21 protein-coding genes are annotated in these 23,868 nt (G+C 56.2%); 17 read left to right on the plus strand and 4 right to left on the minus strand.

Features of this window, described 5'->3' with window-relative positions:
* The first annotated feature begins 298 nt into the window (after positions 1-298).
* A complete protein-coding gene (locus MF4836_RS04640; RefSeq protein WP_020299573.1) occupies positions 299-619 on the plus strand; it encodes a hypothetical protein in 321 nt (106 codons plus the stop codon).
* A gap of 79 nt (positions 620-698) precedes the next feature.
* Here the strand turns inward: MF4836_RS04640 and MF4836_RS04645 are convergent, their stop codons facing one another.
* Both MF4836_RS04645 and MF4836_RS04650 read right to left on the minus strand, forming a co-directional pair.
* Positions 699-1,109: a hypothetical protein gene (locus tag MF4836_RS04645; RefSeq protein ID WP_078469361.1), complete on the minus strand. Its 411-nt coding sequence runs from the start codon at positions 1,107-1,109 to the stop codon at positions 699-701.
* A 109-nt stretch (positions 1,110-1,218) separates the two neighbouring features.
* Positions 1,219-2,175: an alpha/beta hydrolase family protein gene (locus MF4836_RS04650; RefSeq protein ID WP_078469362.1), complete on the minus strand. Its 957-nt coding sequence runs from the start codon at positions 2,173-2,175 to the stop codon at positions 1,219-1,221.
* 174 nt (positions 2,176-2,349) lie between these two features.
* Between MF4836_RS04650 and MF4836_RS04655 the strand changes: the two genes are divergently transcribed.
* The 15 genes from MF4836_RS04655 (at position 2,350) to MF4836_RS04715 (ending at position 21,809) form a co-directional block, all read left to right on the plus strand.
* The gene (locus MF4836_RS04655; RefSeq protein ID WP_078469363.1) at positions 2,350-4,374 is read left to right on the plus strand and encodes a DKNYY domain-containing protein; all 2,025 of its coding nucleotides are present in this window, start codon (positions 2,350-2,352) and stop codon (positions 4,372-4,374) included.
* Positions 4,375-4,397: 23 nt separating this feature from the next.
* Positions 4,398-4,718: an isochorismate lyase gene (locus MF4836_RS04660; RefSeq protein ID WP_078469364.1), complete on the plus strand. Its 321-nt coding sequence runs from the start codon at positions 4,398-4,400 to the stop codon at positions 4,716-4,718.
* Between the two features lie 335 nt (positions 4,719-5,053).
* On the plus strand, positions 5,054-6,772 hold the full coding sequence (locus MF4836_RS04665) for a ShlB/FhaC/HecB family hemolysin secretion/activation protein (RefSeq protein WP_078469365.1): 1,719 nt from the start codon (positions 5,054-5,056) through the stop codon (positions 6,770-6,772).
* Between the two features lie 24 nt (positions 6,773-6,796).
* A complete protein-coding gene (locus MF4836_RS04670; RefSeq protein WP_161955731.1) occupies positions 6,797-13,873 on the plus strand; it encodes a two-partner secretion domain-containing protein in 7,077 nt (2,358 codons plus the stop codon).
* Positions 13,874-13,877: 4 nt separating this feature from the next.
* A complete protein-coding gene (locus tag MF4836_RS04675; RefSeq protein WP_078469367.1) occupies positions 13,878-14,240 on the plus strand; it encodes a hypothetical protein in 363 nt (120 codons plus the stop codon).
* Positions 14,241-14,787: 547 nt separating this feature from the next.
* Positions 14,788-15,081 (plus strand): hypothetical protein, encoded by a 294-nt coding sequence (locus tag MF4836_RS04685; protein ID WP_078469369.1) that lies wholly within the window; start codon positions 14,788-14,790, stop codon positions 15,079-15,081.
* A gap of 62 nt (positions 15,082-15,143) precedes the next feature.
* Positions 15,144-15,521, plus strand: a complete 378-nt coding sequence (locus MF4836_RS04690; protein ID WP_078469370.1) for a hypothetical protein — start codon at positions 15,144-15,146, stop codon at positions 15,519-15,521.
* A 2-nt stretch (positions 15,522-15,523) separates the two neighbouring features.
* Positions 15,524-15,967: a hypothetical protein gene (locus MF4836_RS04695; protein WP_078469371.1), complete on the plus strand. Its 444-nt coding sequence runs from the start codon at positions 15,524-15,526 to the stop codon at positions 15,965-15,967.
* Between the two features lie 752 nt (positions 15,968-16,719).
* Complete coding sequence (locus tag MF4836_RS35340) at positions 16,720-16,896, plus strand: hypothetical protein (RefSeq protein ID WP_161955732.1); 177 nt, start codon at positions 16,720-16,722, stop codon at positions 16,894-16,896.
* Between the two features lie 238 nt (positions 16,897-17,134).
* The gene (locus tag MF4836_RS35345) at positions 17,135-17,299 is read left to right on the plus strand and encodes a hypothetical protein (protein WP_161955733.1); all 165 of its coding nucleotides are present in this window, start codon (positions 17,135-17,137) and stop codon (positions 17,297-17,299) included.
* Between the two features lie 7 nt (positions 17,300-17,306).
* On the plus strand, positions 17,307-17,585 hold the full coding sequence (locus tag MF4836_RS34870) for a hypothetical protein (RefSeq protein WP_153050189.1): 279 nt from the start codon (positions 17,307-17,309) through the stop codon (positions 17,583-17,585).
* A 745-nt stretch (positions 17,586-18,330) separates the two neighbouring features.
* On the plus strand, positions 18,331-18,555 hold the full coding sequence (locus tag MF4836_RS35765; RefSeq protein WP_238596127.1) for a hypothetical protein: 225 nt from the start codon (positions 18,331-18,333) through the stop codon (positions 18,553-18,555).
* Positions 18,556-18,762: 207 nt separating this feature from the next.
* On the plus strand, positions 18,763-19,083 hold the full coding sequence (locus tag MF4836_RS34875; protein ID WP_153050190.1) for a hypothetical protein: 321 nt from the start codon (positions 18,763-18,765) through the stop codon (positions 19,081-19,083).
* Positions 19,084-19,221: 138 nt separating this feature from the next.
* On the plus strand, positions 19,222-19,719 hold the full coding sequence (locus MF4836_RS04710) for a hypothetical protein (protein ID WP_078469373.1): 498 nt from the start codon (positions 19,222-19,224) through the stop codon (positions 19,717-19,719).
* Positions 19,720-21,416: 1,697 nt separating this feature from the next.
* The gene (locus MF4836_RS04715; protein ID WP_178102919.1) at positions 21,417-21,809 is read left to right on the plus strand and encodes a DUF2846 domain-containing protein; all 393 of its coding nucleotides are present in this window, start codon (positions 21,417-21,419) and stop codon (positions 21,807-21,809) included.
* A gap of 158 nt (positions 21,810-21,967) precedes the next feature.
* Here MF4836_RS04715 and MF4836_RS04720 read toward each other — a convergent pair whose 3' ends face one another.
* Positions 21,968-22,531 (minus strand): DUF4272 domain-containing protein, encoded by a 564-nt coding sequence (locus MF4836_RS04720; protein ID WP_078469375.1) that lies wholly within the window; start codon positions 22,529-22,531, stop codon positions 21,968-21,970.
* Between the two features lie 83 nt (positions 22,532-22,614).
* Entirely contained in the window at positions 22,615-23,169 is a 555-nt protein-coding gene (locus MF4836_RS04725; protein WP_078469376.1) for a hypothetical protein, read from the minus strand.
* A gap of 125 nt (positions 23,170-23,294) precedes the next feature.
* On the opposite strand from MF4836_RS04725, the gene MF4836_RS04730 reads away from it, so the two are divergent.
* On the plus strand, positions 23,295-23,855 hold the full coding sequence (locus tag MF4836_RS04730; RefSeq protein WP_078469377.1) for a hypothetical protein: 561 nt from the start codon (positions 23,295-23,297) through the stop codon (positions 23,853-23,855).
* Positions 23,856-23,868 lie beyond the last annotated feature (13 nt).

Consider the following 23,868-nt stretch of genomic DNA (forward strand, 5'->3'; position numbering starts at 1 on the left):
TTCATGGACAGCCCGCTGGCGAAATAGTAGCCTGCGCGCTCTTCGATAAGAGCTCTTGCGTGCCAGCGTGAGAGGAGCTATGGAATAGCGCTGTATTGCAAGGGATTGAATGCTTGTCGGGGACCTGAATCCGTCTTCTGCCTCTCTCCCTTGATCCCTGCGTACTTGCCATGGCTCCTGAGTGTCAGCGCCTGCCTTCGGCATGCCCGGCAGTCCCGGCTCGAAGAATGAGCATTCAGGGTTCAATGGTGATCGCCCGGCCATTGGTCCCCTAAAAAAGGGCGGCAAGGAGACGCGCATGGCGTTCACTAAAATCATCTTCAAAAACCCGAACACCGGAGCCATCAAGGAAGCGCCAGTTGGTTTCTCCTGGACCGTGTTCTTCTTCGGCTTCATCCCGGCACTGTTCCGCGCCGACTGGAAATGGGCAGCCATCATGTTCCTGCTGGCCATGTTCACGTTCGGCCTGAGCAACCTGGTGTTCATGTTCATCTACAACAAGCTGTACCTCAAAGACCTGATCGGCTCCGGCTTCAAGGCCCAGTCCATCGCCAGCGGCGACCTGAGCTACGCCAGCGCCAACATCGGTATGGAAATCCCGAAGCTGGAAGCGGCATAAGCCACGGGCTTTTAGCCAGACCAAAAAAACGGGCGCCTCCAGTCATGGAAGCGCCCGTTTTTTTTAGGCCTCAGACAGGCTACTGGGCGGCGTCCAGCAGGGCCTGGGAGGCGGCTACGTAGTCGGCCTGGAAGGCCGGTGACTCGATCCAGGCCAGGGCGGCGGCCTCATCGGCTTCAGTGGACCACTGGCGGTACTCGATCAGCGCCGCGAGGATGAAATCGGTGGCGCCGTCTTCGCCTTCCTGCTCGAACACCAGTTCCAGCAGCGGGTCCTGCAAAAAGGCGCTGCACAGGGCCAGTTGGCTGGTCTGCTCGGCGTCGCGCATTTTCTTGAACAGTTCGGTCAGGTCCACCGACTCGAAGTCCAGGCGGTCATCGTTGGGGTCCAGTTCCACCGCGCTGCTGGCGCCGGCGCGCTGGCTGCGGTTCTGCTTGGCCTTGGCTTTGGCCCGGGTGGCACGTTTGTGTTGTTTGTTTGCAGATGCCATGGGCTTCTTACCTGGTGACAAAAGGGGGGAGCGGCGGCTGGAGCCGACAATCAGGCGACACAGGATGCCAGTAAATCAGCGGGCCGGCACCCTTGTCCCCGGGCCCGGGTCAATCGAGCCAGCGTCCCGGCGCGTCGGCGGGCAGCTCGGCGTGCTGCAACCAGGCCAGGGCCAGCGGCCACAACCGGGCCTGGTAGTGGCTGCGAAAAAACGCGAAATGCCCGACCTGCTGTTCGCCGATGTCTTTGGGTGTGAGACGCCGATGGTGACAATCGCCGGCCTCGAAATACGCCAGCAGGCGCTCGATGGCCGGCACCGTGCCGTAGGGGTCATCGCTGATGCTGATGGCCAGGCTCTGCGCCGTGACCCGCGCAAAGGGCAGCCCTCCCGTCGTCTCCAGCAGCGCCCGCCCGCTGGGCCGACCCTGGTAGCGAGCGCTGGGGGTGGCCCAGTCGCGCACCACGCCGGAGGGGGTGTCTTCCAGCCAACCCAGGCGCTTGCCGGGGAAGTAACCGCAGACGGCGGTGAGCAGCGGCATCGCCAGGTGCCATTTGAGCAGCATGCGCCAGCGGGTTGCAGCGGCGTAGTCGCGCCAGTAGGCGAACTGCGCGCCAACCGTCACCACGCGCCGGATCAGCGCGCTCGACGCCGCCAGCCCCACCGCGCAGCCGCCGAAGCTGTGGCCGACCACATCGATCGGCTGCCCGGGGAACTCGCGCTGTGCACGTTGCAGCATGGCCTCGAAATCCAGCGCGCCCCAATCCGACCACGACGCCTTGAACCCGCGCAACGAGGCCGGGCGCGACTCGCCGATGCCCCGGTAGTCATAGACGATCACATCCAGGCCGTGGGCGAACAGGTAATCGGCGAAGCGAAAGTAATGTCGACAACGCACCGAGGTCGCGGCGTTGATGATCACCACCGGGCGCTGCGGCTCGTGGCGCGCATGGCGCCAGGTAAAGCCACCGAGGCGCACGCCGTCTGCGGCCCGTTCATGGAAGGCTTCGCCACCGGGGCTGGCGGTCTGCCGGGCGATGGGCTCGGGCAAGGGGGACTGCACGGTCATGGCAGGTGTTCCTGGTTGGGGCTGGGTCCGCTGCGGGCCGTCGAAAGGGCGAGTGGCAGCGTTCGGCTCTTTTTAGTGCGCCCATTAATAACCGGGCCGCCCTGCCTCGGGCAACTTTACTCGCCCCCGGCCGATCACGATAATCGGCGCCTCTATCACCTCGGAACGCCGCACATGGAATTGCTGGAAAGGGATCTTGCCGATTGGGAACCATTGGAGCTTGAGTGGCATCAGGGCTTTGCATTTCTGGAGGGTGAGCTGCTGGGTGATGCCCAGGTTCGTGACACCTACACCCTGATCAGCCCCCAGGGCAAGGCGCCCAAAACGGTGGTCGAAGAAGCCATCGCCCAACAGTGTTGGCCGACGCCGCTGATCCCCGGGCAGCCGGTTTGGCGCCATCGCCGCCAGCCCCATCTGCTGGCCGATGCCCGCTGGGTTTTCTACCGGTTGCCGGCATACGACGGACGCCGCGGCTTTCAGGTGTTGCAGGCCTTGCCGTTCCAGTTCCGCGAGCCGCTGCACAGCCTGGGTAATCGCTATTGGCGCGACCGTCTGACCCTCTACTACTTTCACGACTACACCGCGCATGCGGTGCAGGGCGTGCGGCATGCCGAGTTTGCCCTGCTGGAGCAGGACCTGCCTGAAGGCGCCGTGGCGTCGCCGCTGTACAGCGATGGGGTCAACCTCTTCCTCAGTGGCAGTCGTGTAGCCAGTGCTGGCGATCAGGTACGAGCGACCAACAGCGCGGGCTATCGGTTGGTCAATGGCCAGGTCTGCTGTGGTTTCAAGCCCTTGCATCAGAAGGACGGCAGCCTGTTGCCGATTGCCAATCCGGAGGGTTTTCATCGGGTCAATGGCCGCTGGTTCAGCGATGGCCAGTCGATCATCGTCCAGGCGCAGCAGGGTTCGAGTGCGAGCTACGAATACTTCTACAGCATCGATGACGTCGACCTCGAAAGCTTCACCGTGCTCAACGAGCGCTACGCCAAGGACGCCCGGCGCGCCTATTACATCACCGGCAGAACCATCCGCAACGTCGGCGAGTTCCGCCTGGTGAAGGAGCAGTACCCGCAGTTCGACGCCAGCGGGCGACTGGTGGCGAGCACGGAAAGCGACGACCGCTATTTTGCCGTGGACGAGCAACATGTCTACGCTGCCGGCACCCGATTGCGCGGCGCTCACGGCCCGAGTTTTCGCTCCCTGGGCTTCAACCATTACTGCGATCAGCAGCGGGCCTATCTGGGCAAGCAGCCGCTGGAGCTGGAGGTGGATAGCCTGGTGGTGGCCAAGCTGTACCGCGGCGAGGACGAATACGCACCGGTGCTGGTGGGCGACCGGCATGGCCCGCTGAACTCTGGCGGAGTGCTTAATAACGCGATGTTCGAACAGTGGGCGCCGTACTTTGCCGCGCACCCCGAGCGACAGGATTACTGGTGGCACCGCATGCAGGCGCAACGTGAACAGCCTGAAGCAGAGGAGGACCCGGCCAACCTGCGGGATATCGGCCAGGGCTTCAGCCTGGGGCGCAGTGTCTACTTCCAGGGGAATAAGATCGAAGGCCTGGACGCGGCCAGCTTCAGATTGTTCAACGAAATCCTGTGCGGCGATGTCAATGGCCTGTACCGCGTTGACTTCTATTCGAAGGCCAACATGACCGCCGAGCGTTTTTCGGCCCAGCCTGTAGAGTGTTTCCGGTTCCTGGATGAGGCGTACATCACCGATGGCAAGGCTGTGTTCAAGTACTGGAATCACTACCACCTGCCGGAACTGCTGCGCAAAGCCGATCTCGCCACCTTCGAAACCTTCAGCCACGGCTGGGCCAGGGACGCGTCGGCGGTGTACTGCTACGGCGAAATAAAAAAACACCTCAACCCGGCGACCACGCGCTTTTTGGGCAGCTATGCCTTCAGCCCCGAACTGATGTCGTGGGCCGGCAAACCGCTGGATGTGGAATTCACCATGGACGAAGTGTCGGTGCCGCACCCGGAGTTTCTGCAACTGGGGACCCGCAAACTCTTCTGCGGCCGCCGCCCGCAGAGCGCCAAGCGTATCGACCTGCCGACCCTGGAGTTTCTCGACGGCAAATTTGCCCGGGACAAACGAACGTTCTATCGCTACGAGCGCGACCTGGGCCTGACTGAAACCAGCGAAGACGAGTACCGGCAAGCCTTGGCCAAGGCCGGCGAAACGTCGAAATAATCACTCACCAAAGGACTGCACACATGGACGCGACAAACACGCTGCAACCCCAGGAATGCCAGGGCATGGACGATATCCGCCGGGAAATCGACCGCCTGGATCAGAGTGTCATCCAGCTACTGGGCCAGCGCTTTCAGTACGTGCTGGCGGCCTCGAAGTTCAAGACTTCGGCCACCTCGGTGCGCGCTCCGGAACGCTTCAAGGCGATGCTTGCCACCCGCCGCGAATGGGCCCAGGCCGAGGGCCTGAGCCCGGACGCCATCGAGAAAATGTACAGCGACCTGGTCACACATTTTATCGAGCAGGAGCTGCAGCATTGGCAGGCGGCGCAGCCTGCGGTTTGAGTCGATCAGCTTAGGCGCACGCTGTGGCTAGAAGCCCACCGCTCCGCTCCCCGGTAGTTGTCTGCGAGCCCTTCAGGGGCTCGACAGAGCACGCAATAGGGGGTGGAGCGGTGGGCTTTTGCGTTCCCTAAGCAGACTTTCAGAAGTCTGCGATAAATTAAGAATGGTCTTATGTGCACGTGCGGAGCATGGGCCTAGCATCCTCACGCCTCAAAGAACGCGTGCATGCGCCGCCGGTCGGGAGCCATGCAACGGTTAATTGACGCCAGAATGATGGCCATTTAACATCGCCGCGCTTTCTGCATGGACTGCAGTGCCTTATCAAAGGATTGAACATGTACGGACCCTCCCTCGCGAACCGCTTGCGCGTCGCGTTTGTGTGCCTGCTCTGGTTTTCTGCTGGACCGGATGCGGCCTTGGCCGCGACCAATCCGGGCGATCAGGAGCTGATCCGCGACCGCCAGAACCGCTTGCTGGAAGAGCAGCAACGGCGCCTTGAAGAACTCAGGGAGCTGCCGGGTAAAACGCCAACACCCGATGCGCCCGAGGTCGTTGGCGACCCTCGTTGTTTTGCCATTCGCCAGGTCGATTTGCAGGGCGCCGAGCAGTTGTCCGCCGCCCAGCAGGCGCGCTTGCTGGCGCCCTATAACGGCCAGTGCCTGGGCATGGCGCAGCTCAACCAGTTGCTTCAGGTCATCACCGATCACTACCTCCAACAGGGCTTTGTGACCAGTCGTGCCTACCTGCCGCCGCAGCATCTGGGCAGCGGCATTTTGCGGGTGCAGGTGGTGGAAGGCCGCCTGGAACAGGTGAACCTGGCCCCGGGCAGCCAGCTGTCCCAACGGGAAATAGCCATGGCCTTTCCCGGGCACGAAGGCCAGCTCCTGAATCTGCGGCAGGTCGAACAATTGCTCGACCAACTCAACCGGCTGCCTTCCAACCGCGCCACCATGGAGCTGATGCCTGGCGAGGCGGTGGGTGGCAGCCAGGTGCTGCTGAGCAACCAGCCGCAACAGCCTTGGCGTGCCGCGTTGGCCCGGCATAACAACGGCCAGAAAAGCACCGGTGAACAACAGTGGAACCTTGGGTTGGGCTGGGACAGCCCGCTCGGGCTCGCGGACCAGTTGAACCTGCGACGCAGCGAGGATGCCGTCAGCGATCACCAGCGCCGTTCCGCCAGCAACTCTCTCAATTACAACCTGCCCTGGGGCTGGTGGAACTTCAGCTACAGCTACAGCGACAGTGAATACCGTACCCGTGGCCAAGGTGCCGGTTTCGATTTCAAGTACAGCGGTGAAAGCCAGACCCATCAAGGACTCGTCGAGCGCGTGATTCACCGTGACGCCCAAGGCAAGACGGCTTTGAGCGCCGGCCTCAGTCATCTGCGAACGGTCAGCTATATCGAAGACAGCCCGCTGCGCAACGGCACCCAGCGCATCACCGAAGCCCAGTTCGGCTTTAGCCATGGTCGGGTGTTGGGCAGCGCCTTCGGCAACCTGGAATTGGGCATGCAGCAAGGCCTCGGCGCCCTGGATGCGATGTCCGACAAGCACGCCGCAAGCACCACGCCAACCGCCCGCTACCGCAAATACACGGCGACCTTGAGTTACCTGCAGCCGTTCAAGTTGTGGGGTGAGGACTGGGCGTTCAGCAGCCTGGCCACCGGTCAGCGCAGTGAAGACCTGCTCTACAACAGCCAGCGCATCAGCCTCACCGGGCAGTCGGCGGTGCGTGGCTACAAAGAGCAATTTCTCTCGGGCGACAGTGGCGGCTACTGGCGCAACGACCTGCGCTGGACCCGCCAGGTCGATAGCACCTGGCTGCGACCGTGGGTTCAGCAATACGGGCTCGGTGTGGCCTACGACCAGGGCGTTGTTCGCCACGACGCCCACAGTGCCGGGCAAAACGGTCGGGTGTCGAGCAATGCCCTGGAGCTCTTTGGCCGGGGTCAGCACATGGGCGCCAGCCTGACGTTTGCCCACTCGCTCAAGCGCCCCACGGCGCTCAGCGAAAGCGAGGCGCCGATCTACTTTCGCCTTGAATTTTTTCTTTGAATGATGTGCCAAGGATTACGTGATATGGACGTTACGCAACAGGCCACCGCGACCTGCAGACCTGCGACCCGACTGCACACTCTCGAGGGTTTTCGAGGCTTGGCCAGGCGCGGCCTGGCGCTGATTCTGGCCAACGCGATGGTCTGGCAACCCTTGCTGGTCCAGGCCGAGGGCATTGCCATCAATGGCGGCGGTGGCAGCCTTGGTGCGGCGGCCAACGGCGTCCCGGTCATCAACATTGCCCAGCCCAACAGCAATGGCCTGTCGCATAACACGTTCGAGCACTACAACGTCGGTAGCCAGGGCCTGATCCTCAACAACGCGATCGACCGGACCCAGAGCACCCAGTTGGGCGGAATCATCCTCGGCAACAGCCACCTTCAAGGTCAATCCGCGACCACCATCCTCAACGAGGTCACCAGCAACAACCGCACGCAGCTCAAGGGCTACACCGAAGTGGCCGGGCAGGCCGCACGGGTGATCATCGCCAACCCTTACGGCATTACGTGCGACGGTTGCGGCTTCATCAACACCCCCCAGGCCACACTGACCACGGGCAAGTCGGTCGTCGACCAGGGCCGCCTGGACCGTTTCACGGTCGATGGCGGGGATATCGCCATCGAGGGTGCCGGCGCCAATGCCAGCAACCTCAACCAGTTCGACCTGATCACGCGTTCGGCCAAGATCAACGCCAAGCTCCATGCAAAAAAACTCAACGTCATCGCCGGGCGCAACGAGGTGGACGCCAGCAGCCTGGCCGTCACGGCCCTGGCGCCAGGCGGCTCCCCGGCGCCGCAGTTGGCCATCGACAGCAGTGCCTTGGGCGGCATGTATGCCGGGGCGATCAAGTTGGTGGGTACCGAGCAAGGAGTTGGCGTCAAACTCTCGGGGGAAATGGCCGCCAGCGCCGGCGATATCCAGATTGATGTTGACGGTAACCTGACCATGGCCACCACCGCCGCCACGGCGGCGCTGAGCGTCAAGGCCCAGAGCCTGCGGGCCGACGAGGCGTTGTATGCCGGCGGCGACCTGGACATCAACACCCGCGACGAACTGTTCAGCCACAAGAGCATCGCCGCTGGCGGCAAGGTAATGCTGGCCAGTAACGGGCAACTGACCAACCTCGGCGCCATCGAGGCCGGGGTCAATACCGACAACAGCCGCAATTCGCGCGGCGATGTGCAGATCACCGCGCAGCACCTGCGCAACGCCGGACAGGTCATCGCCACGCGCCAGCTCGATATCGACACCGAGCAGACACTGGACAACCGCGACGGCAAGCTGATCGGTGCCCAGGTCCAGCTCAGTGCCACCCGCCTCGACAACCGCAATGGCCTGATCGGCGCCAGTACCGGCGAGACCAAAGTGAGCGCCCGCGAGCAACTGGACAACCGTGGCGGCACGCTGCAAGCCGAAAGCAAGCTGCGCCTGGACGGTGGGGCCATGCTCAACCGCAACGGCGTGATGCTCGGCAAGCAGGTCACCCTGGACGCCAAGAGTCTGGACAACAGTGAGCAGGGCCACATCGTGGCCGAGGCCGGTCGCCTGAGTGCGACGGTGGAGCAGGCGCTCGACAATCAACAGGGGCGCCTGCAAGCCTCGGCCGGGGACATGGAGCTCTCGGCGGCCAGCCTCGACAACCGTGGTGGCGTGATGGTTGGCGAGCACGTCCAGGTCACCGCCACCCAGGGCGGCCTGGACAACCAGGGCGGCCAAGTGCTCGGCAGCGGCCTGCAGGTCCAGGCCAAGACAGCGATTGATAACCGCGACGGCGGCCAACTGCTGGCGGGCAGCAACGGGTTGAAACTGGGCAGTGCGTACTTGCACAACCAGCAGGGCCAGGTCATTGCCGGGGGCAGTCATGCGCAGCTCGAGCTGGAGCACCTGGACAATCGGCAGGGCAGTATCAGCGCCAGCAGCCTGAGCCTGACCGCCGACGAAGCCGACAACCGCGCAGGCCACCTCGCCAGCCTGGACGGCCATTTGCAACTGAGCGTGGCGCGACTGAACAACCAGGGCGGATTGATCGAGGCCAGCCAGCACTTGCTGATCCAGGGGCAGCGTCTGGACAACAGTGCCGGCGGTCGGCTGATTGCCTACCTGGGTGAGCTGAGTCGTATCCAGCTCGGCGGCGAACTGGACAACCGCAGCGGACGCATCGCTATTGGCAGCCGCGACTTTGGCCTGCAAGCCGGGACCCTGCACAACGTTGGCGGGCAGATCGAACACGCGGGCAGCGGCTCGTTCGGCCTGCGTTCGGCCAGCCTGTTCGGTGCCCAGGGCCGGGTGATCGGCCAGGGCAGTGGCGCCTGGAATATCGCCCAGGTCGATGGCGCCGGTGTCTGGCACCTCAACGGCGCACTGGATGTCAGTGGCCTGAACAGCATCTCCCTGATGGCCGGCGACCGTATCGCCAGTGCCGGCAACCTCAGCCTGGCAGCCGTCAGCCTGAACAACGCCGGCGAGCTGCTGAGCGATGGCGACCTGGTCCTGACGTTGTCCGGTGACCTTAACAACCAGGGCTTGATCTCGACCCAGAAAGCGTTGCGTATCGACGCCGCCAACCTGACCCAGGAGGGCGGGCGCATCGCCAGTGCCGCCGAGGCCGAAGTCAACCTGACCGGGCTGCTCGACAACCTGGGGCGCCTGACCGCTGGCACTCAACTCAATGTGCGCGCCCAGGGCATCGACAACCGCGGCACCTTGGGCGCGCAACAGTTCCTTGGCCTTACCGCCATCCAGGGCATCAGCAACCAGTCCGGCGGCTTGATCTTCAGCGGCGCCGATATGCAATTGCGCGCCAACAGCCTGCTCAATCGCTACGCCGATCTCTACAGCAAAGGCAACCTGAGCTTCGCTGCGGTCGACGGCGGCCGTGCCCGTGAAATGCGCAACCTGTCCGGCAGCATCGAAAGCGAAGGCGACCTGCAACTCAAGGTCAGTGAACTGGAGAACGCCAAGGCCGACTTCGAAGCCGGCGAAAGCGTGGCCAACCGCAACATTCTGATCAACTGCATCGACTGCCGGGGCGATCGCCACTCCGGCTACTACATCGTGCGCACCACCTACGAGGGCTCCGTTCTCAAGGACTCGCCGGCTGCGCGCCTGCTGGCCAATCGCGACCTGTTGCTGGAGGCCGTGACCGTCACCAATGGCCAGAGCCTGCTGGCGGCCAACCGTAACCTCAGCGTCACGGCGGCCAACTTCTACAACCGGGGGCTGACCCTCGACAACCGCGTCGAGACTGTCAATTACTTCCTCAGCGACGTGAGCCAAAGCGCCTACCGCGTGACCGAAGCGGCGACCAATGCCTGGAACGCCTGGAACGCCGGTCTGGCTCCCGGAGACCAGGCGCCGATCCCCGTATCGATCACCCAATATGGGGTTCACAGCAGCAACAGCACCCTCACCCCCGGCACCAACACCCTTGAAAGTGGCACCGTACAAGCCGGCGCGACGCTGAGCCTGAACATCAGCGGTGAACTGGTCAACGGAACCCTCAGCCCCCAGGGCGACGCTCAACTCCGTGGAACCACCCTGGACAGCCAGGCCTATGGCGCTGGTGGCCAGGAGGTGGTTCTCGGCACCCAGGCCGGCGCGCCGGGGCCGTTGAAAGACGTGAAGCGGGTTGAAGTCGTCAATGCCGATGGCAGCGTCCACGTCAGCTTCGTGCCACAGGACTTCAGCGACGCGCCGTTCGTCAGCGTCGACCCGACTTCGCTGCCGACCTTCCGTTTGCCCCAGGGTGAATATGGCCTGTTCACCCAGAGCCGCAACCCGGCGAGTCAGTACCTGATCGAAACCAATCCGGCGCTGACTGACCTCAAGCGGTTCATGAGTTCGGACTACCTGCTGGGCCAACTCAATTACGATTTTCGCGAAGCGTCTCGGCGCCTGGGCGATGGGCAATATGAAACCCGCCTGATCGCCGATGCCGTGCGGGCCCAGACCGGCCAGCGCTTCCTTGCCAATGGCCTGAGCAGCGACTACGAGCAGTTCCAGTACCTGATGGATAACGCCATCGGCAGCAAGAGCGCCCTGGGCTTGAGTGTCGGCGTGGGCCTGACGGCTGAGCAGGTGGCGGCCCTGACCCATGACATCGTCTGGATGGAAGAGCGGCTGGTCGACGGCGAATCGGTACTCGCCCCGGTGCTGTACTTGGCCAAGGTCGATTCTCGAAACCTGCGCGGCGCCAGCCTGATTCAAGGGCGTGACGTCAACCTGATCAGCGGGGCTGACCTGAAGAACGTGGGGACCTTGCGCGCCAGCAAAGACCTCACCTTGATCAGCGGTGGCAGCGTCCTTCAGGGAGGGCAGGTCCAAGCCAACGACCGCTTGAGCCTGCTGGCGCAGGGCAGCATCCGCAATGCCCTGGCCGGGGAGATTCGTGCCGATAAGGTCGACCTCACCAGCCTGAGCGGCCATATCGTCAACGATCGCACAGCCACCGCCCTGACTGTCGGTACCGGCAGCGTGACCCATGTGGACGCTGGCAGCCTGATCAGCGCCGGCTCGCAACTGACCCTGAACGCAGCGCAGGATCTGGTGAACGCAGGGCGGATCAGCAGTGGCGGTGACGCCACCCTGAGCGCGGGCAACGACATCAACCTGCTTGCCGTCGAAGACCGCACCCTCAGCGTCGAAGCGTTGGGGCGCGGCATACGCCGCGAAGAGCACATGACCCAGCTGGGCTCCAGCGTCAGTGCCGAGGGCAACCTCACGCTGAAGGCCGGTAACGACATCAACGCCCTGGCCAGCAGCGCCAGCGCCAGGCAGGACCTGAGTGTCGAGGCTGCGCGGGACATCAACCTGGCCTCCGCCGCCGACGAGCACACCCTAGAAAGCCGCTACAAAAAGGGCCAGAAAAAAGTCCACAGCATCGACAGCCAGACTCGCCAAGTCGCGAGCGAATTCAGCGCGGGTGGCAACCTCGACCTGCTGGCCGGGCGCGACGCCACCCTGGTGGCCAGCACGCTCGAGGCGGGTGAAGAGGCTTATGTCCATGCCGGCCAGCAACTCAACCTGCTGGCCGCTGAAAACAGCGATTACTCGCTGTACGACATGAAGAAAAAGGGCAGTTGGGGCAGCAAGAAAACCCAGCGCGACGAAGTCACCGACATCACCAACGTGGGCAGCACCATCAAGGCCGGCGGCGACCTGACCCTCAAGAGCGGTGGCGACCAAACCTATCAAGTGGCCAAGCTCGACAGCGGCCGCGACATCCTCCTCGACAGCGGCGGAGCCATCGCCTTCGAAGGGGTGAAGGACCTGCATCAGGAGAGTCACGAGAAGACCAACAACAACGCGTTCTGGGTTTCCTCCAAAGGCAAGGGCAATACCGACGAAACCCTGCGCCAGAGCCAGATGGTGGCGGCCGGCAGCATCGTGATCAAGGCCGTCGATGGCCTGCAGATCGACGTGCGGCAGGTCAACCGGCAAAGCGTCAGCCAGACCATCGACGCCATGGTCGCCGCCGATCCACAGCTGGCGTGGCTCAAGGACGCCGAGCGACGCGGTGATGTCGACTGGCGCCAAGTGAAGGAAATCCACGACTCCTTCAAGTACAGCAACTCGGGGCTTGGGCCGGCGTCGCAGATCATTATTGCGATATTGATGGGCGCGGTAATCGGGCCTATGGCCGGTGGGCTGGTCGGGGGCGGTACGACCGGTGCCGTAGTAGGCGCCGTTGCATCCGGAGCCTCTACCAACGCGACCGTGAGCTTTATCAATAACGGCGGCAACCTCGGGGCCGTGTTCAAGGACGTGACCTCTTCGAACGCCATGAAAGGCTACCTGATCGCCGGTGCGACAGCGGGGCTGACTTCCGGCGTTTTCGACGGGCTGACGGGAACTCAAACCAATCCGTATACCGGCAAAGTTACCCCTCCCGACTTGAGTACCTGGACAGGAGTGGGCAAGTTCGCTGCGAACCAGACTTTGCAGTCGGGTACGTCAATGCTGCTGAGCAAGGCGCTGGGGCAGGGCGGCAGTGCCAGCGATGCGCTGAAAAGCGCGCTGTTCAATACCCTGGCCGCCGCGAGCTTCAATGCCGTGGGTGATTACACCGAAGGCGTGCTGACTGAAGGCATGCCACCCAAGATCCTGGTCCACGCCATGGTCGGCGGCCTGCTGTCAAAAGCCACCGGCGGCGACTTCAAGACCGGCGCCTTGGCGGCAGGAGTGAACGAGGCCCTGGTCGTCCACCTGGACAAGCTGGTGAGCGGTAACAAAACGCTGCTGTCCATGAGCTCGCAAATCGTGGGCGTGCTGACGGCTGCGGCGCAGAAGGATGCGGATGCGCAGTCGATGGAGAAGGGTGGTTGGGTGGCGAAGAATGCTACGCAGTACAACTACTTAGGTCATCAGGAGCTAGATGATTTAGAGAAAGAGGCACGTAACTGTAAGGCCCTTGGGAACTGTGACGAGGTCAGGGAGCGATTCAGAAAGCTCAGTGTTCAACTTGATGATGAGCTCGCTGCGGACTGCGGCAGAAATCCGTCAACTTGTCCGACCTTATACGGCGACCTACTGCACGACAGAAATAGTCTGCAGGAGCGCCTGGCGAAGATGTATTTTGATGACAGCATTCCTTCGATGTTCAAGGCGGATCTGCATCGTTATCAGTTGCAGAATATAAGTGCCATAGGCACTCTCACAAAGGCTCAAGCCCAATCCTTTTTTGAAAGTCAGGGGGTTTCCCCGGAAAAGGTTGAGTGGGGAAGTGCACTTCTCGCCGCAATGGGCGGTTTTTTGGTTGGGAAGGGAGGAGCTGCAAAAGCAAACATAAATGTTGCTAAGGACTTTATTAGTAAACCTCAGTCCATCTGGGGGCGCTCGGCGGATGACATAGCAAGTGACTTCAGAACTGCCGGCTATGAGGTAAATGTACGTCAATCCACTCGTGGTTCTGGTCAGGCTCTAATTGTGGAGGTAAAAGGGCATCCCCAAATTTCGCAGATCCAAGTTCATCCTGGTGGAGGTCGGCATGAGGGAGCCTATTATAAAGTCTCTACTACAACAGATGGGACTATAAAGGTAGTTGATCCTTTAACTTATAAGCCGACTCCTGGGGAGAAGGCAAAGATTATTTCTGGAGGTTAGTTAGATGTTGTCTAAGTTAAAGTGGATAATTCAGGCTTTGGCTATTTCAGCAGCTGAGCAGGTGCGTTTATTTCCAGACTTTGTTAATGTTGCAGACGAACTTGCATTGATTTGGGAAGAGGTCTTAGATAGCCTTGATGTTTTGGAAGCTATGGTGTCAACAGAAGCTCTGTTAGCAATTCGAAAACTAGATGAGAAAATTTTATCTATTAGCGGTGAGTCTAATTCGCAGATTTGGACTGAGAAGGCTTTGTATGAGTCTACCCACTGGGAGGAGATAAGAGGGCTGGCTACTGTAGTGGCTAAAAAGATGAATTGGCCTATTAGCTCGCCTGGACCTGCTGAAGGTATCTATATCGGATCATAAAAGGGAAGTTGCGGCAAAAGGAACTAGCTCGCCAGGTACGAGTACAGTGGCGGGTGTTGCCTCAAATAAAATTGACCCTCACCATCTTGACCTTGTTACAGGCCATCCGAATGCGCACTCTATTACTCGCCATGGTGGAAGTGTGACGGATGAGCAATTAATGCATAGGGCGTTGACAGGTGTGGCACCTGATGGTCATGTGAAAGTAGCTAATGGAAAGACTGTTCTCCCACCAATGTCCTCGCATTCCATTCTGATCAGCTACTTATAAACGCAGATCAGACTATCCGTAATGGTGGGGCTTTGCAGGCAGTAATAGCGCAAAATCCTGGTAAAACTATAATTACGGTGAAATCGGCTGATGTCGGTGATTTAGGTACGAGTGTAGGGCGTGGCTTTGAGCGTATTGCTGGAAGCAAGTTGAACTCAGGATTGCAAGGTGCTCCAAGATTGGTGGGTGATTTGAGAAGTGTGCAGGCGACTTACGAATTAAATCCCATTACAAAAAATTGGGAAACAATAACCATATTTCCGTCGAGGTGATGTTATGCAAAATTATTCGTCGATAAGGAATCTTCTTGAGTCAATATTTTCGGTGGATGTTGGTTTAGATGAGAATGATGCGCTGGCCGCCTTGGGGCGCGTGCTAAGTGATAAGTGCCAGCGAGAAAAAATAGAGCGTGAGTTATGTGAGCTTTTCAAAGATCGGTCTGTTCTTTGGATGGAGTTGCTGGATAACGAGAGTTATGTTGTTTATCCCGCAGATGATGAAGGTGATGCTAAAGCCTACATTGTGGAAGTTCTTTGGAGCAGGGTATTTCCAAATGCATCAGTTCCCTAGATCCTAAAGGAACGTTTGTCTCACAAGGCAATGCTCCTGTGTGTGGTCCCGCTTGTGCGGCTATGACCATAACCGATGGAACAGGGGTTTTTATTAAGTTGGAAAACACCATAGGGAAGTTTGTGAATGGAGTTAGGCCTAGTGGTGTAAATGCTTTAGAGTTGTCAGAGGTGATCACTAAGGCGGGTGTCAAAAATACAGTGAATACGACCATGTTTCCTGGGCAGTTAAATAAGGCTTTGGAGGAGGTTGGTAGTGTAATAGTTCAAGTTTCTTCGGGCCCTGGGAAGCATTTCATAATCGTAGATGGCGTGCAGATTGTGAATGGTGTCAAATATTATATGACAAGAGACCCAAGCGCAGGGCCACGAGGTGTTCGGCAGGACTTTTTGGATAAAGCGATGTCAGATGGTGTTAATGCGATTGTGATAGGCAAATAGGCATGAAAATTCCAAATGAAAAATATAGTGATTTTTTTAATCGGTTTGTCGGCAGTGAGGGTCTAATCGAGCTGGCTGGATGGTTAGTGATTATTGATTATAGATTGTTTCTTATTTCTGAAAAATATGTCGGAGATTATAGGCAGGCTGAAAGGATTGAAGTTTCTGATTCGGCAGTTATTTTTTCCGTAATAGATAGGGTTTTCCCGTTAGGTGGAGGTGAGAGTTTTTTATTTCATAAGGCAAAAGTCATTGGGTGGCTCGTCGAAACTACTCCTCTAAAGATTGTCCCAGTAGAACTGGTGGTTGAAGAAAGAGGTCGCGGGTTTGTTTCTATTAGTCTCCAGGAGGAAGATATGGAAAAGAATAGGGTACGATATGAGAGCTTTCTAAAAAATAAAGAAACTGCTAATCCAGTTGACTGGCTCGATTTCTACAGGGACTAATTCTCGGTCCGGCAACCTGGTTTTCGGCGGCGTCGATATGCAGTTGCGCGCCAATAGCCAGCTCAGTAGCTATGCCGATCTCTACAGCAAAGGCAACCTGCAACTAAAGGTTGGTGAACTGGAGAACGCCTAGGCTGACTTCGAAGCCGGCGAAAGCGTAGCCAACCGCAACCCCAACCCCAACTGCCGGGGCGATCGCCACTCTGGCTACTACATAGTGCGCACCACCTACCAAGGCACCGATCTCAAAAACTTGCCAGCTGCGCGCCTGATCGATAATACATCTGGGCACTATGAGCCCTCTGGTCCTGTTGCACAGGTTGCAGCAGAAAAAACCTCCTCCCCAAAAGGCCTTGATGTATCAGGGAAGTATGTAGAAAAGTCTGAACTCCAAATCATAGTAGTTCTAGAATAGGTGCGTGGTATACGCAATTATGAAACGTTTGGCCTTGAGAAGATGGCTCGAAACCAAGGATTGGAACGCTTTCCTTTCTAAGTGAGGAGGTAACCTGGGGATTGAGCTTAAATCCGAGGCGGGGAATCTGAAGTTTCTTATCGTGAGTGCAGAAGCTGAGAGTTTTTTGATTTTGATATTGTCTGTGATTGGTATAAGAGGTTTCTGGCTTTTTTATCTAGTGGCTTTTTTCGCAGTCTAGGTGCCTAAATGATGTAAGATAAATTCTGGTGCGCCTTTGTAAAGAGTTGCAGTAGGAGTGTGGGGGCGGTTTTAGATAATTGCGATTGATGGTGTCATGAAAATTAACTGTATTAATGGAACATCTAAAACAATGCTGCTTATTATTGAGCCTTGGGCTGAAGAATATTGGCTTGAGTCTGGTGTGTCAGTTGATATTGTCGGGTGTGGAGGGGCAGTTGATGGTAATTTTGAAGTTGAGTATTTCGACGGTGGTGTGATCTTTTATGGGTAGGAAGGCAGCGTGGTTTCAGTGTTTTCGAATGGTGTCGAGGTGGTTCCTAGTCGACAAGATTAAATCTTTGGTGCAAAAGGTGTAAGAGAAGTAGCCGGAACCAATAAGAATAATTTGCCTGTTCTTTTTGATGGGGAGCTCGCTACTAAGCAGTTGCTTGGTACTGCTAAGACACCAGGTGGTAAGCAAATATCATGCTGCGGATCGTATGGTAAATCCGCCTAAAGGCAGAGAGCCGATGACTATTCTGGAAGTGGAGGATTTTATTGATACCGCAGATAAAATTAGAAAAATAAAAATAGATGATTGTGATGCATCTGTTACGCTGATGAACTCTAAATATCCTAAAGCTCCAAGTTGTAGCGGATGGGGATCGTATTGTCGTGGCTTGTTAATCCGATAAAGAAAAAATGACGATAAATGATTTGATTGAGCATCTTAATAGATTTGTGGGCGGTTCTAATATTTCGGCTCAATGGGCAAAAGATGCGGAAACTCTTTTGGATGAAATTGAAGAAAATGAAGGCTTTGGTGAGTTTGAAAGTTTTTTTGATGAGCTGCAGGAAAAGCTTTCGCTTTATCGGCCTGGAGGCGGAGAGCATCTTATAGATGAGTTTGAAATGAAGCTATTTTGTGTAAGGGTTGTTTCAGCTCTTTTAGATAGGGGCGTGATAAGTGGAGGGGAGTAGGCAGTAGGGGCAGGCCGATATTGTCCTGCCGTGAAATCGGGGTCAGACCACGACAAGTAGCTCGGAAGTTGAAGTGTATACCTCGTTTATATAGCAAGATTTTTAATAGCTCTGAATTTATTTCTGTTATTGCCCGCGCTTGCCCCTCAGCGTCGAGTACCTGTGCATAACAGGTGCCACTACTAAGCGGGTGGCTTCAATTTTTTGAATACCTATCGCTGGCCTTGAATACGCCTCCAGGCCAACAACCCGAGCAACAACGCAGGCGGTGTGATTGCCGGGCGCGGCCGCCCAAAATATAAAAATATAAAGAGCTGCAAAAGCACCGGCAGGATCCGTAAAAAGCCAAACGACACCTAGTTTTCCAAATCAATTCCCAGATCATCCAACAGCTGTTCCAACACTTATCGCAGAAACAAAGTTGACCCAAAGTATAGGAACATATAACTATATTGTTCTTGAGGATGGTAAGTTGGTGATCGGAAGAAAATTTAATGAGGTGGGTGGAGGGCACATTCATCTAGCGAATGGTAAGCCCGTTATTGCAGCGGTGGAGGTGAAAGTTGTGCGCGGGGAAATTAAATATATAGATAACACGTCTGGGCATTATGAGCCCTCTGGGCGCAGCACAGGGCGCAGCAGAAAAGGCATTCTTTCAGAAAGGACTTGATGCGACCGGTAAGTACATAGAAAAAGTCTGGGTGCCAGAACCTGGCAATCCCAGAAAAGGTGCTTGGGTGCCAAAATGAAGGACGTCATTAAACAGTTTGACATGCTTTGCGATGTGGCCATGGCTGCTTTTGGTGAAGAGCTAGAGATTTCCTATGAAATGTCATTATTAAATATTTTAGAGTTTGTAAAAAAATATCCAGACTATAAAGGTAGCTTTATAGATAGGTTTGAAATTATTTTAACCTCTCGCAACTCGCCATTTGAAGTTGTGGCATTTTGCATGCATGAGCTTCAGTGACTCGAAATTAAAAAGTTTGTGATTTTAAAGGTGAATCCTTCGGAGGATCCTCGTAGTGAGTCCTTGCGAAGTACATTGACCGCATATGATGAATTTTGGCCTGATGCGGATCTTTATAGTTACTACGGTATGAATTAGTTGCTGCAAAGGAGCTGCGGTTAATACTAGCAGACTGCTAGTCACCCGAAGAATCTAAGCATAAGCCCCTTGGATAGAATAGTTGACAAGTCAATTAATCCGGCAGTGATTCGTGATGGTTTGTCACCATATATTCGAGGGGGGGCAACTGGCTTGTCAGTAGCTAAAGGTTCTATCGAGATCAATGTTGAGACACAATATTTGCTATGTGTTAGCGGAAAGTCTTGGAAGGGTAACGCTCCAGAAACTGTGAAAATAGGTGGTTCTCATTATCAGGTGATTGTAAGTGATAGCGGTTCTGTTCCGAGTTTCCCGAATGGAGCGAATGGCTCTACTAACCTGAATCATGCAGAGCTACTTGCAAGAGGTTTATGCAGGGCAACAGGTTAAGATCTCAATGGGGGTGCAGAATACATCTGCGTCCAAGCCAGGTATGTGCGGTGGGTGCTCGATGACAAGTAAAAAGTTTGCAGAAAATAATCCACTTTTTGATATTGGGTTCTTTCAGGGAAGTTCAAGGAGTAATCCATGAGTCGCGAATTTTTTAAAAGTATTGCGGGTGAAGAATTTTTCTGTGTGGGTAGTGATATTTTGGGCTACTCCTTGGAGGATTTGGAGAGAATAGAAAGACTTTACGATGTGCGTATCAGTGGTCAGTTAAAATCATTCTTGCTTGAAATGGGGCGAAGTGACGGTGGGCTGATTGGGGATTCGATTATACAGCTGTATCGTCCGTCTTGGAGAATACGTGCGCATCTGCTTTTTCAAGTTGATTTTTTTAGCCAGATGCAAGAGTCAGGGAATTATGTGTTTCTCAATAAACCATTTGTGTTGGCTTGGATTTCTGAGACACAGTACTATTTTGTTCAGACTTTATTGGCAGATGACGCTATTTATCATTACGATTCCAATGTCGAAAGTGTAGTAAAAACCAGGTGGGATATTTGTTGTTTTATGAAAAGTCTAGTGAGTGAAAGGGTTGGAGATATGAAGGTAGGGGTGGTTGGTAATTTGTTAGAAATTTGAGTGAAAGAGAGGTTGTGCTCGTGTGATCTCTCGGTAGTTAGGTGTGGTTGTCAAAAACTGATGCATGAGTATCGTAGGCTGTTGTATGTAGTTTAGAACTGCTAATGAGTTACTCGTGAATGAATCTCAAGGCGGTATCGGCGCTATGTCCAATAACGGGAGGTGTAGTGGGTCATTGCGAAAGCTGGACTATATTGGAGCAACTTTGACTACTCATGTATCTGAAAGCTTAAAGCGTCATGGTTTTAAAGATTTTCAGTAGGTTGATAATATAATTAATAATGCGATACATAAAATTGTGCAGAGAGATGGTGCGACTGTCTTTGTACAGAAAACGGGTGCTGGTAGTAAGGCAAGATATAACCTTGTCGTCGACGGTGAGAAAGGGATTGTCACTGGTATGCGTAACCTCAAAAAGCAAGAAGTAAAAATATGGCGCGTAACCAAGTTAGGAGGGGTTACCTTTTTAAATGAATAAGTTATTAGATATTTTTCTTAAAGCGGAAGCTGGAAGCTTAATATTTTCGCCTGCCGAGGTACGTAAGAGTGAGGGCGTATTTGACTTCAATATTGTCTGTGTCTTAGCTAAGAAATTTTCTGGATTCTTACCGGGAAGCTTTACCTGCAGACTATACCGCAGTGATATAGAAAGATTGGTTTCTTACTTTGATAGGCATGTGCGAGGCTTGATGGTTGGAGAGCTGGTTGAGTCGCCCCTTATGTGCCTTTGGAGGGTGATATACAAATAAAAGGTTTGGATGGTGATGTGGTTGATTTGTCTGATGGGTACTTTTCGATAAGTGTATTATTTAATTGTGGTAAGGCTAATGAGCTTTCCTCTAATATATATTTTGGACTTGAGGCTGTTGTTGGTTTGACTGAATTAAATGAGTTTTGTGAGAGACTTAAACGCTTGATTTTTTAGTAAAAAATAATCCACGGCTTTCGTCGGGGATTATTTTTATTGTTCCGCGGTAATCACCAAGTATCCCTTCATCACCCGCACTTTAACGTTCTCGTTTACCTCAACCCCCGCCTGTCGTAACTACAGCTGCGTAGCCTGATCCAGTGCGCGGGTCGGGCGACGGTGTAGCTGTTGTATTTGTTGTTTACCAGGTTGAAATCGGCGGCGATTTTCAACCGGCGGTCAGTGACGAGAGATATTTTTATTGAAGTGGCCGTATCGCTAACAAGCAGTTTTTAATTCGAGGGGGTGTAAGTATTTTAGGATCTGGTATGAGTATTTCGTACTTTAGTAATTGAGTTTTTTGCAGGCGATAAAAATGGGCGGCTGACGCCGCACATTTTCCGTCATATAGAAAGCTGTTTCGGTGGCTTCCGCCCGACGACATCAGAGGGTAGAGCGTGAGTTAGGCAAACTTTTCACAGGCTAGTCTCAGTTGTACAGAGGTTGTCTGGAGGCGAAGTTGAATTTTCTGAGTGGGATATAAGGGCCGCTTATAAAGCTTCTGAGCTGTTGCTATGACTTGGTTTTTGAGTCAGTATTTTAAGCGTGTTTTTAGCGGCGTATGGATTAAGTGCGAGTTGCTTCGTTTTCTCGTTTTAAAAGGTGTTGCTTGAAAGTTGTGCTGATCAATACAAGGATGATTCAAATGATGAAGGCTCTCTTTAAAACGGCTGCTGTATTCTCGGTAGCCCTGCTTTACGGTTGTGCTTCGGCCCCGTCGATGGAGAAGATGCAGGATGAAGTCGCTCACTATTCGCTGCCCAAACCTGTAGTTGCCGACAAGGGGCTGGTCTATGTCGTTCGCCCTAGCAATGTTGGGATGATGGTACGCTTCAATGTCTTCCTCGATGACAAGGAGGCCGACTCGGAAATGGGCTATAACCGTGGTAACCAGTACATCTATTTTTACGTAACCCCGGGTCAGCACGTGATCAGTTCCAAGGCTGAAAACTGGGCAGACATGCCTATAACGGTCAAGGCGGGTGAGGTGGTCTATCTCAAACAGGAAGTTGAAGTTGGCGTGATGATGGCACGTAACAGTTTGAAGATGTTGAGTGATGTGGAAGGCCGTTATCTGGTCAAAGATGCAGCGCTGGGCACTGTTGCTAAAGAGAGCAAGTAGTATTCGATTGATCTGTATTTGGATCAATTTCGAGCAAAAAAGGGCGACTTTCCAGTCACCCTTTTTTGCTTATAGGAATACGTGTTCCTCCATCCGCCGTGTTGTCACCTTTATCAAATCACAGTCATCCCGCAGCCAGCGCTGTCCCCGGCTAGCCCTCAAGTATCAGTCGGCACCTCATCCCAATCGTCGCCATAGCCCACCAGCCAGCTCAAGGCATAGCGCCGTTCGTACACCACCCCGGGGTGGAGTTCCTCGGGCATCGGTTTGTTGAACAACTGGGCGTCGCGCACCCGCCAGTGCTGTTGATAGAGCTCGCCTTCGGCGGCTTCGATATCGGCCGCCGGGCGCAGTTGGGCCTGGGCGATAAAGGCTTTAGGGTCGTTCATGGCCTGGGCCAGCAGGCGGATGCTCTTCAGGTCTGCCGTCAGGTTCAGCGCCGGAAGCTGGTCGAGTCCGCCCAGGGCCCAGGCCACTGCGACCAGGCCTTCGGCGCGCCAGCTGAAGTTGACCAACTGCTGCTCGGTGGGCTCCGGTTGCTGGTAAAACGCCCGTTCCTCATCCGAGAAAAACGCCTCGACACCGTGCTGCTTGACCCAGGCCAGTTCCGGCGAGTCCGCTGCCGAGTAGGTGCGCGACACGGTGGCCGTCAGGGCCAGCAGGCGCTGCGCGACCTGTTCCGGGGTGCGTGGGCTCATGGCGTCATCGTCGTGGTCGGTCATCTGCTGCGAAGCTCCATTTCTCTGGCCGAACGGGCCGGGAGGGCGATCCTGGCACAGCCCTCGGCGGTGTTCAACGTGTGGCGTCAGTCGGTTTTTGCGTGCAGTTTGATCAGCCCGGTGGGCAATTGGTCGAGCTCTTCGTAGGCATCGCGCGGGCCGTACACCAGGTAGCGGTGGCTGCTCTCATGGCCGACATTGTTGAAGATGACCCGTGGCCCCTGGGCGGTCACCTGCACCCATCCGGGGCGGTTTCTTTCGGCAAAATCGATGCGCTGCACCTGATTGCCCTGGGGGTCCCAGTAGAACGCCGCGCCTTGCAGGTAATTGGCGGTGAACTCGCCGGACAGTAGCAGCAGGTGGCTGTTGGTACCGGTGGCCACGCATTGCCATTGCACATTCATGCCCAGTGAATCGTCTTCGCTGTTGTAGAGCAGCCAGGTCTGCGTCCCATGGCGCAGGCGATAGATAAATGAATCGACAAAGGCGGCGCTGCGCAGCAAGGCCAGCCGCTGGGAAGAGCCCGCCAGCTCGCAATCGATCACGGTCCTGGCCGGCGCCGCTGCCCAGGCGTGGGTTGTGAGCAGCAGGGGCAGCAGTCCGAGTAACAGGCGGCGCAGGGTTAGCGACAGGGTGGGCATAAGGGGGGTGGCTTCCATGGCGAGATGTTGAGGCGGTGCGGGTCGTACCTAGTAATATGGCGGCACTTTTTTTACCAGCTGATTTGTGAATGCCTGAGTACAGCCCGTCTGCGAGTGAGCCCATCATGTTGTTTCCCGAGCACATCAGCCTGTGGGCCGATGGGGGGGAACTGCCGGCGCTGGCCACGCCTTTGCCGGGCCCTTTCCGGGTATTGCGTTATGGCTGGCTGGTGCTGGTGCTCGGGTTGCTGGGGGCGGTGGCGCTGGGGCAGCAGGTGCTGGCGCTGATCCTTGGCGTGTCGATTGTGATGATTCCATTGCTGGTCCTGGGTGTGCGCCGGTTGCTGTTTCCGCCTGCTCGCCCCAACGCCTGGTTCGACGCCCAGGGCCTGCACCTGGCCTGCGGCACTGAAACAGCCCCCGGTGGCGTTTACCGGCACTTCATTGCCTTCGGTGATATCACCCGTATCGCGAGCCTGGATCAGTCGATCGATCTGCCGCGGCGCGGTCATGCCCAGTACCGCACCTACCTCGTCGAAACTCGGCAGTTTTTGGGCGACGACACCTGCATACACATCAGCACCCAGCAGAGCCTGGAAGCGCTGCACAGCGTACTGGAGCGCCTTAGGCAACTGCCCGCAGCGGCCCATATCAGCCTGCCGCCGACGCACCGGTACGGCGTCTGAACCGTGTCCAAAG

The organism is Pseudomonas sp. MF4836, from assembly GCF_002018875.1.
In the GTDB taxonomy this organism is placed as follows: Bacteria; Pseudomonadota; Gammaproteobacteria; order Pseudomonadales; family Pseudomonadaceae; genus Aquipseudomonas.

What these genes read in the sequence shown, in the direction of transcription:
- MF4836_RS04720 (WP_078469375.1), bottom strand. Translation starts at nt 22,531, where the DNA reads ATGACCGACCACGACGATGACGCCATGAGCCCACGCACCCCGGAACAG.
- MF4836_RS04670 (WP_161955731.1), top strand. Translation starts at nt 6,797, where the DNA reads ATGGACGTTACGCAACAGGCCACCGCGACCTGCAGACCTGCGACCCGA.
- MF4836_RS04655 (WP_078469363.1), top strand. Translation starts at nt 2,350, where the DNA reads ATGGAATTGCTGGAAAGGGATCTTGCCGATTGGGAACCATTGGAGCTT.
- MF4836_RS04725 (WP_078469376.1), bottom strand. Translation starts at nt 23,169, where the DNA reads ATGCCCACCCTGTCGCTAACCCTGCGCCGCCTGTTACTCGGACTGCTG.
- MF4836_RS04715 (WP_178102919.1), top strand. Translation starts at nt 21,417, where the DNA reads ATGCAGGATGAAGTCGCTCACTATTCGCTGCCCAAACCTGTAGTTGCC.
- MF4836_RS04640 (WP_020299573.1), top strand. Translation starts at nt 299, where the DNA reads ATGGCGTTCACTAAAATCATCTTCAAAAACCCGAACACCGGAGCCATC.
- MF4836_RS04730 (WP_078469377.1), top strand. Translation starts at nt 23,295, where the DNA reads ATGTTGTTTCCCGAGCACATCAGCCTGTGGGCCGATGGGGGGGAACTG.
- MF4836_RS04710 (WP_078469373.1), top strand. Translation starts at nt 19,222, where the DNA reads ATGAGTCGCGAATTTTTTAAAAGTATTGCGGGTGAAGAATTTTTCTGT.
- MF4836_RS04665 (WP_078469365.1), top strand. Translation starts at nt 5,054, where the DNA reads ATGTACGGACCCTCCCTCGCGAACCGCTTGCGCGTCGCGTTTGTGTGC.
- MF4836_RS04695 (WP_078469371.1), top strand. Translation starts at nt 15,524, where the DNA reads ATGAAAATTCCAAATGAAAAATATAGTGATTTTTTTAATCGGTTTGTC.
- MF4836_RS35340 (WP_161955732.1), top strand. Translation starts at nt 16,720, where the DNA reads ATGAAAATTAACTGTATTAATGGAACATCTAAAACAATGCTGCTTATT.
- MF4836_RS35345 (WP_161955733.1), top strand. Translation starts at nt 17,135, where the DNA reads ATGACTATTCTGGAAGTGGAGGATTTTATTGATACCGCAGATAAAATT.
- MF4836_RS04650 (WP_078469362.1), bottom strand. Translation starts at nt 2,175, where the DNA reads ATGACCGTGCAGTCCCCCTTGCCCGAGCCCATCGCCCGGCAGACCGCC.
- MF4836_RS34870 (WP_153050189.1), top strand. Translation starts at nt 17,307, where the DNA reads ATGACGATAAATGATTTGATTGAGCATCTTAATAGATTTGTGGGCGGT.
- MF4836_RS04690 (WP_078469370.1), top strand. Translation starts at nt 15,144, where the DNA reads ATGACCATAACCGATGGAACAGGGGTTTTTATTAAGTTGGAAAACACC.
- MF4836_RS04675 (WP_078469367.1), top strand. Translation starts at nt 13,878, where the DNA reads ATGTTGTCTAAGTTAAAGTGGATAATTCAGGCTTTGGCTATTTCAGCA.
- MF4836_RS04685 (WP_078469369.1), top strand. Translation starts at nt 14,788, where the DNA reads ATGCAAAATTATTCGTCGATAAGGAATCTTCTTGAGTCAATATTTTCG.
- MF4836_RS04645 (WP_078469361.1), bottom strand. Translation starts at nt 1,109, where the DNA reads ATGGCATCTGCAAACAAACAACACAAACGTGCCACCCGGGCCAAAGCC.
- MF4836_RS04660 (WP_078469364.1), top strand. Translation starts at nt 4,398, where the DNA reads ATGGACGCGACAAACACGCTGCAACCCCAGGAATGCCAGGGCATGGAC.
- MF4836_RS35765 (WP_238596127.1), top strand. Translation starts at nt 18,331, where the DNA reads ATGAAGGACGTCATTAAACAGTTTGACATGCTTTGCGATGTGGCCATG.